Source organism: Aquabacterium sp. UBA2148 (assembly GCF_002328915.1).
GTDB classification, from domain to species: domain Bacteria; phylum Pseudomonadota; class Gammaproteobacteria; order Burkholderiales; family Burkholderiaceae_C; genus Aquabacterium; species Aquabacterium parvum.
This window is the reverse complement of the sequence record NZ_DCXA01000293.1, coordinates 3,608-10,489: the sequence shown is the minus strand read 5'-3', so window position 1 is coordinate 10,489 and position 6,882 is coordinate 3,608. Positions and strand designations below refer to the sequence as shown.

Here is a 6,882-nt window from a genome sequence, read left to right as displayed (position 1 = left end):
CAGCCTCGTCCAGGGCCTTGTACTTCGTGGCTCGCGGTGACGGCAGCAGCGCCTTCAGCGAGAACCTGAGCGATCACAATCGCGCGGTCGACCAATACCAACGCAGACCCAGGAAGAGCCCATGAGCCTCCAAGGCCGCTTCATCACCTTCGAGGGCATCGACGGTGCCGGCAAAACCACCCACATCGATGCACTCGAGCAGGCCTGGCGTCGGCAGGGCAGGGACGTGGTGCGCACCCGTGAGCCCGGCGGCACCCCGCTGGCCGAAAAGCTGCGCGAACTCGTGCTGCACGACAGCATGGACCCCCTCACGGAAGCCCTGCTGGTGTTCTCCGCGCGCCGCGACCACATCCAGCAAGTCATTCGCCCGGCGCTGGCGCGTGGCGCCTGGGTCCTTTGCGACCGCTTCACCGACGCCACGTTTGCGTACCAGGGAGCGGGCCGAGGCTTTGAGCAGGCTGTGCTGGCGCAACTCGAAGCCTGGGTGCAAGAAGGGCTTCAGCCCGAGCTGACCCTGCTTTTTGACCTGCCTCCCGCCGTGGCGGCGGGTCGCCTGCAGGCCGCGCGCCAGCCCGACCGATTCGAAGCCCTCGACGAAGCGTTTTTCACCCGCGTGAGGAACGGTTACCTGTCCCGTCAGGCTGCACAACCAGGCCGCTTTGCCATCATCCGCGCCGACGCCTCGCCGCAGGACGTCGCCGAGCAGGTGCGCCAAGCCATCGCCACGAAAGGGCTGGCATGAGCGAAGACCGCTCACCCGCTCCGCTTTGGCCTTGGCTGCAGACCCCGCTGCAAACCGCGCTGGGGCAACTGCACCACCATGCCGTGCTCTTGCATGGCCTGCCCGGCACGGGGCAGTTCGAGTTCGCCATGGCCTTGACCCGGGCCTGGCTGTGCGAGCAGTCGCCCATCGGGCAGCCGGTGGCCCCGGCTTGCGGTCGCTGCACAGCCTGTCGCTTGCTTGATGCGGGTTCGCACCCCGACGTCATGCTCGTCTTGCCCGAAGCCTTGCAGGCCACCCTGGGCTGGGATGCGCCCGACGCCGGCGACCCCTCCGAAGACAAGTCCGACCGGAAGTCGCGCAAGCCCAGCCAGGACATCAAGGTCGACGCCATCCGCGCGGTGGTGCAGTTCTCGCAGAACACCGCCTCGCGCGGGAGGGCCAAGGTGGTGCTCATCCACCCCGTTGAGCGCATGAACGCGATCGCGGCCAACACCCTGCTCAAGACCCTGGAAGAGCCCCCGGGGCAGGTGCGCTTCGTGCTCAGCGGCTCGGCCCTGGACCAACTGCTGCCCACCGTGCGCAGCCGCTGCCAGGCCTGGTCACTGCCCAGCCCTGAGGTGGAGCTCGCCACCCAATGGCTCATGGGCGAAACAGGCCTGGACGCCGCTGCGGCCGGCTTGTTGCTGCAGGCTTCAGGCGGGCAACCCTTGACCGCCCGAGACCGCCAGGCACTCGGCCTGGATGCGCGCAGTTGGCCGCAGATTCCGCAAGGTGTGGCCCGGGGTGAGCCGGGGCCCATGGCGGCCTGGCCCTTGTCGCTGGTGGTCGAGACGCTGCAGAAGCTGTGCCACGACCTGTCGCGCCTGGCCGTGGGGGCGCAGCCACGCTACTTCCCGCTTGAAAGCCTGCCCCAGCCCCCGGACTTGGGTCGACTGAATCAGTGGGCGCAGGAGCTGGGCAAGGTTCGCCGACATGCCGATCACCCCTGGAACCTGCCGCTCAAAATGGAAACGCTGATGCTGCAGGCGCGCGCGATCCTGCGGGTCCGTCCTGAGCGGGCGAACCCCAGAGGCTGAAGCATCCCCCCGAAATGAGCTGTTAGCGAACGTAAAGCAGCGGATGGGCAGGGCCAATTTCACAGCCTGGCCTGGGCCCCCGACGTTACACTGTCCAGCAACATGAGCGAGTTTCAGACAACTGCCATGCCCTCGGCCTTCGCTGCCGTGGGCGGCAAAGGCACTGCCGGTGCTTCCTCCACCTTGGGGGGAGCGGGCATGTCCTTGCCCGGCACCACGTCGGGTGCCCAACGGCCCAGCGTGATCCAGCTGGTGTTCCGCGAAAAGGGCGCCCTCTACGCCGCCTACATCCCGGCTTTCACCGACGGCGGATTGTTCGTGCCGACCACCCGCGAGTACACCCTGGGTGACGACATCTACCTGCTGTTGTCCCTGCCCGAAGACCCCCAGCGTTACCCGGTGGCCGGCAAGATCGCCTGGATCACCCCTGCCAACGCGTCCGGTGGCCGCACCCAGGGCGTGGGCGTTCGCTTCCCTGCGGACGACAAGACCCGCCTGCTGCGTGTGAAGATCGAGCAGATCCTGGGCACCAACCTCTCTTCGAGCAAGCCCACACAGACGCTCTGACCGTCTGGCGAAGAAGGGCAACGGCTTTCAGGCATCATCGCGGGCTGCCCCGCCTGACTTCCCGCCTGAGCCATGTTCGTCGATTCCCACTGCCACCTCAATTTCCCCGACTACCAGGGCAAGCTCGACCACGTGCTGGCTGACATGGCTGCCAACCAGGTGGACCGCGCCCTTTGCATCAGCACCACGCTGGAGGAGTTCCCGCAGGTGCATGCTGTGGCGCTGCAATGCCCGAACATCTGGGCCACGGTGGGCGTGCACCCCGACAACGAAGGCGTCCAAGAGCCCACGCTCGAAGACCTGGTCAGCCGCAGCCAGTTGCCCCGCGTGGTCGGCATCGGCGAAACGGGCCTGGACTACTACCGCCTGGGCGAGCGCAGCGTCGATGACATGGCCTGGCAGCGCGAGCGTTTTCGCGTGCACCTGCGCGCCGCCCGCCAGACCTCGCTGCCACTGGTGATCCACACCCGCGAGGCCAGCGCCGACACCATCGGCATCCTGAAAGAAGAAGGGCAGGGCCAGGTCACCGGCGTCTTCCACTGCTTCACCGAAACGCAGGAAGTGGCCCGTGCGGCCCTCGACCTGGGCTTCAAGATTTCCTTCTCGGGCATCCTCACGTTCAAAAACGCAGCGGACCTGCGAGAGGTCGCGCGCTTCGTGCCCCTGGACCGTTGCCTGATCGAAACCGACAGCCCCTACCTGGCGCCGGTGCCGTACCGCGGCAAGACCAACTCGCCTGCTTACGTGCCTTACGTGGCCAAGCAACTGGCCGAGCTCAAGGGCTGCGAGGTCGAAGAGATCGGTCGCATCACATCCGAGAATTTCGCGCAATTGTTCTCGCGCACGCGGGCCTGACCGAGGGTTTGGCCAGGGGTGCCTCTGAAGGGCGTGTCAGAGAATTTCTGACAAGAGGTTTGGTTGTGCGGTGACTACCGGCAAACGGCCTCGATGCCTACAGTGAGTCCATCGCAACGGACTTTTTTCACAGAGGCCCCCCATGCAGAAGCACAGCCTGTACGCCAACCCCTTCGCCCTGATGATGGACCCGCAAGCCGTCCTCGAAGCCATGGAGCGTTCGGAGCGCCTGAACCGCCTGCAAAGCCGCGTGTGCCGTCCGTTGGACAAGCCGCTGATCCCCGTGGTGCAAGGCAACGCTCGCGAAGAATTCGATCAGGAAATCGACTCGCAAGAGATCGAGCTGCCTGAAGAGATCGCCGAAGTCAGCTTCGAGCAGTGATCGCTTCGGGCTGTGGGCAGGGCGTTCAGCCCTGAGCCCGTTGCCAACGCTGCTCCAGTTGCAGCCCCAGTCGGGACAGCATCAGGCAGAGCAGGGCGTACACCGCGCCCACGAACAGGTAGGCCTCGAAGTAGAAGGGCCGCCAGTCCGGGTCGCCTCCCAGGCTGAGTGAAAGCCCACCGGTCAGCTCGTGCAGACCAACGACCATCACCAGCGAGGTGTCCTTGAGCAGGCCGATCGCGTGGCCCGTCAGCGCCGGCAGCACCGTGCGCAGGGCCTGTGGCAGCACGATGCGTCGTTGCGTGCTCCACCAACCCAGGCCCAGCGTGGCAGCCGCCTCGGACTGCTCCTGTGGCACGGCCTGCAAGCCCCCCCGCACGATTTCAGCCAGGTAGGCCGACGAGAAGAGCGTCAGCGCCAGCCCGGCTCGCCAGCCCAGCGAGGGCGCTTCGCCACCTGACCAAAACAGTGGCAGCAAGAAGGCGGCCGCGAACAGCAGCCCCACCAGGGGCACACCGCGCACGGTTTCGATGAAGGCCGCAGCGGGCCAACTCAGCCATCTCCATTGAGACCTGCGCGCCAAGGCCAAGCCCACCCCGAGTGGCCACGACAGGCCCCAACTGCCGAAGAACAGCACCAGCGTCAGCGGCAGGCCTCCCCATTGTTCGGGCGAGCCCAGCAACAGCCAGCGAGCCTTCTGCGCGACCACGCCCCAGCATGCCGCCTCGCGACCCAGGGCTTGGCAGGCATGGGCATCGGGCCTGAAGACCGCATCCACCACGCCCCAGCGCAGCAGTTGCCAAGTCAACCAGGCCAGCAGCAACAGGCTCAGGCCTTGCAGAGTCAAACCAGCAGCCTTGTTCATGCCGCCCCCTTGAGCGCGTGACGGCGGTTGAAGGCGTTCATGGCCAGCGCTGTGAGCAGCGACAGTGTCAGGTACACCGCCATCATCACCCCAATGCACTCCAGCACCCGACCGCTCTGGTTCAGTGCGGTGGTGCTCACCGAGACCAGATCGGGGTAGCCCACGGCCACGGCCAGCGAAGAGTTCTTGACCAGGTTGAGGTACTGGTTGGTGGTGGGTGGCACGACGGTGCGCAGCGCCTGCGGGATGAGCACCAGCCGGATCCGCTGCCAAGGCGTGGCGCCCAGGGTGTCGGCCGCCTCCAGCAGGTTGCGGGGCACCGCTTCGATGCCGCTGCGAAAGACCTCGGCCAGGAAGGCCGCCGTGTAGGTGCTCAGCGCCAGCGCCACGGCCAGGTATTCGGGCGTGACAGAGGCGCCACCGCCGACGTTGAAGGTGCCCTGCTCGGGCCACGACAGCCGCCAGGTGTTCTCGAAGGCCTCGGGCCAGGGAAACGCCAGCCCACCCTTGCTCAGCCAAAGCCCTCCCCAAAGTGGCAGGGCCTGGCTCGAGTCGGGCAGCCACTCGATGAGCAGGAAATACCAGACCAGCAACTGCAGCAGCAGCGGCACGTGCCGAATCAGGCCAATCACCCCTTGAGCGGCCTGACGCCAGCCAGGCAGCCCTGAGGTGCGCAGCAAAGCCAGCAGCAGGCCCAGCGCAGTGGCTGCCAGCAGCGCGGGCAGGGCCACGCGCAAGGTGTTGCCCAGGCCCACGACGAAAGCCCACCACATGGGTTGCATCGCATCGAAGGCCATCAGGCCTGTCTCGCCGATGTCAAAGCCGGCTGGCTGCTGCAGGAATCCCCAATCCGACAAAGCGCGAGGCTCCTGCGGTCAGCGCACCGGCGGCGCGTACATCAGGCCGCCCTGGCTCCAGGGACGGTTGGGGCCACGCGGCAGCCCCAGAGGGGAGTTCTGGCCCACGTTGCGCTCGAAGATTTCACCGTAGTGGCCAACGGCCTGGATGGCACGCAAGGCCCAGGTTTTGTCCAGGCCCAGCAGTTTGCCCATGTCCTCGCCACCACCGAGCAGGCGCTGGATGGCCGGGTCGGTGCTGGCGGCCAGTGTGGCTGCTTTGGCCTGTGTCACGCCCAGTTCTTCGGCTTCCTGCAGTGCATAGATCGTCCACTTGACGATGGCAAACCACTCGTCGTCACCGCGTTTGACGGCAGGGCCCAGCGGCTCCTTGGAGATCAGGTCTGGCAGCACGGTGTAGTCCTGGGGCTTGGGGGCTTCTTTGTTCCGGATGCTCGACAGCGCTGACGCATCGGCGGTGTAGGCCTGGCAACGGCCCGAGAACAAGGCCTTGAAGCCGGCTTCATAGGTGTCGAACACCACGGGTTTGATGCCCAGGCCATGTGTGCGGGAGAAGTCAGCCAGGTTTTTTTCGGTGGTGGTGCCAGCCTGCACGCACACCTGCGCACCCTTGAGCTGCCTGGCGCTGGTCAACTTGAGCTTGGACGGCACCAGAAAGCCCTGGCCGTCGAAATAGGTGATGGCGGTGAAGTGAAGCCCCAGGGAGGCATCGCGTGTGAGCGTCCACGAGGTGTTGCGCGACAGGAGGTCGACCTGGCCCGATTGCAGTGACGCGAAGCGCTGTGTCGAGTTCAGCGGCGTGAAGCGCACTTTTTCGCCGCTGCCCAGCACCGCTGCGGCCACCGCCCGACAAATGTCCACGTCGAGACCTTGCCAGCGTCCTTTGGCATCCGGCGCAGAGAAGCCGGCGACCCCATTGCTGACACCGCAGACGAGCTGTCCGCGCTGGCGGATGCCGTCGAGCACCTTGCCGGCCTGGGCGGGTTGCCAGGCGAGGGCGCTCAAAAGCATCCATGCGCAGGACAGGTTGGCCAGGCGGGCTGTTGCGGTGATCAGGGGCATGCTGAAGGTGTGAGTGAGGGCCGTGAAACTTTAGCCCGAAAGTGCTGCCCCAGCGTCCACAGGTGCCACAGCTCAGCCTGCCAGGCCCTTGACCCACCGCCGGTATCGCCAGGTCTGCACCAGGGTATCGACCTGCTGCTCGACCAGGGCCAGGGCAGGGGCCACATCGGGGCGGGTGCGCCGGCCCTGGCTGAGGCGGCGCAGCTGGTGCTTGACCATGGCCATGTAGCCCACCGATGCCAGCACCTTGTTCTGCCACTGGATGGCGCGAAGCATCGGCGCACGCTCGGCGCCTTCGCGCCAGGCCTTGGGCAGGTTCGGCTCGATCGCCAGGGCCGTGGCCATGCCGACCACGTCGATGCCGCTGGCGAGCACCTGTTCGGCCACCGGCAGCCGGCGGATGCCACCGGTCACCATGACGGGCATGCGCGCGACCGTCGCGATGTCCTTGGCGAACTCCAGGAAGTAAGCCTCGCGGGCCAGGGTGCGGCCGT

General features: G+C 66.5%; 9 protein-coding genes and 1 pseudogene. 6 read left to right on the top strand and 4 right to left on the bottom strand.

Annotation, left to right across the window (positions count from 1 at the left end; all coding sequences use genetic code 11):
• The 6 genes and pseudogenes from B2W70_RS16260 to B2W70_RS16235 all read left to right on the top strand — a co-directional run.
• Positions 1–125, top strand: a pseudogene (locus B2W70_RS16260) (aminodeoxychorismate lyase); the annotation flags it as partial.
• Positions 122–742: a dTMP kinase gene (tmk, locus tag B2W70_RS16255; protein WP_286747241.1), complete on the top strand. Its 621-nt coding sequence runs from the start codon at positions 122–124 to the stop codon at positions 740–742. The pseudogene B2W70_RS16260 and the gene tmk, both read left to right, overlap by 4 nt.
• Positions 739–1,800: a DNA polymerase III subunit delta' gene (gene holB, locus B2W70_RS16250; protein ID WP_286747239.1), complete on the top strand. Its 1,062-nt coding sequence runs from the start codon at positions 739–741 to the stop codon at positions 1,798–1,800. The genes tmk and holB overlap by 4 nt, the downstream gene beginning before the upstream one ends.
• A gap of 198 nt (positions 1,801–1,998) precedes the next feature.
• On the top strand, positions 1,999–2,367 hold the full coding sequence (locus B2W70_RS16245; protein ID WP_058086054.1) for a PilZ domain-containing protein: 369 nt from the start codon (positions 1,999–2,001) through the stop codon (positions 2,365–2,367).
• Positions 2,368–2,439: 72 nt separating this feature from the next.
• On the top strand, positions 2,440–3,222 hold the full coding sequence (locus B2W70_RS16240) for a TatD family hydrolase (protein WP_286747237.1): 783 nt from the start codon (positions 2,440–2,442) through the stop codon (positions 3,220–3,222).
• Positions 3,223–3,364: 142 nt separating this feature from the next.
• Entirely contained in the window at positions 3,365–3,604 is a 240-nt protein-coding gene (locus B2W70_RS16235) for a hypothetical protein (RefSeq protein ID WP_058086020.1), read from the top strand.
• A gap of 25 nt (positions 3,605–3,629) precedes the next feature.
• Here B2W70_RS16235 and B2W70_RS16230 read toward each other — a convergent pair whose 3' ends face one another.
• The 4 genes from B2W70_RS16230 to B2W70_RS16215 form a co-directional block, all read right to left on the bottom strand.
• Positions 3,630–4,469 (bottom strand): amino acid ABC transporter permease, encoded by an 840-nt coding sequence (locus B2W70_RS16230; protein WP_286747234.1) that lies wholly within the window; start codon positions 4,467–4,469, stop codon positions 3,630–3,632.
• Positions 4,466–5,326 (bottom strand): ABC transporter permease subunit, encoded by an 861-nt coding sequence (locus tag B2W70_RS16225; protein WP_286747232.1) that lies wholly within the window; start codon positions 5,324–5,326, stop codon positions 4,466–4,468. The genes B2W70_RS16230 and B2W70_RS16225 overlap by 4 nt, the downstream gene beginning before the upstream one ends.
• 18 nt (positions 5,327–5,344) lie before the next feature.
• Positions 5,345–6,337 (bottom strand): amino acid ABC transporter substrate-binding protein, encoded by a 993-nt coding sequence (locus B2W70_RS16220; protein WP_286747251.1) that lies wholly within the window; start codon positions 6,335–6,337, stop codon positions 5,345–5,347.
• Positions 6,338–6,460: 123 nt separating this feature from the next.
• On the bottom strand, positions 6,461–6,882 hold a 422-nt coding region (locus B2W70_RS16215; RefSeq protein ID WP_286747230.1), incomplete at its 5' end, for a HisA/HisF-related TIM barrel protein.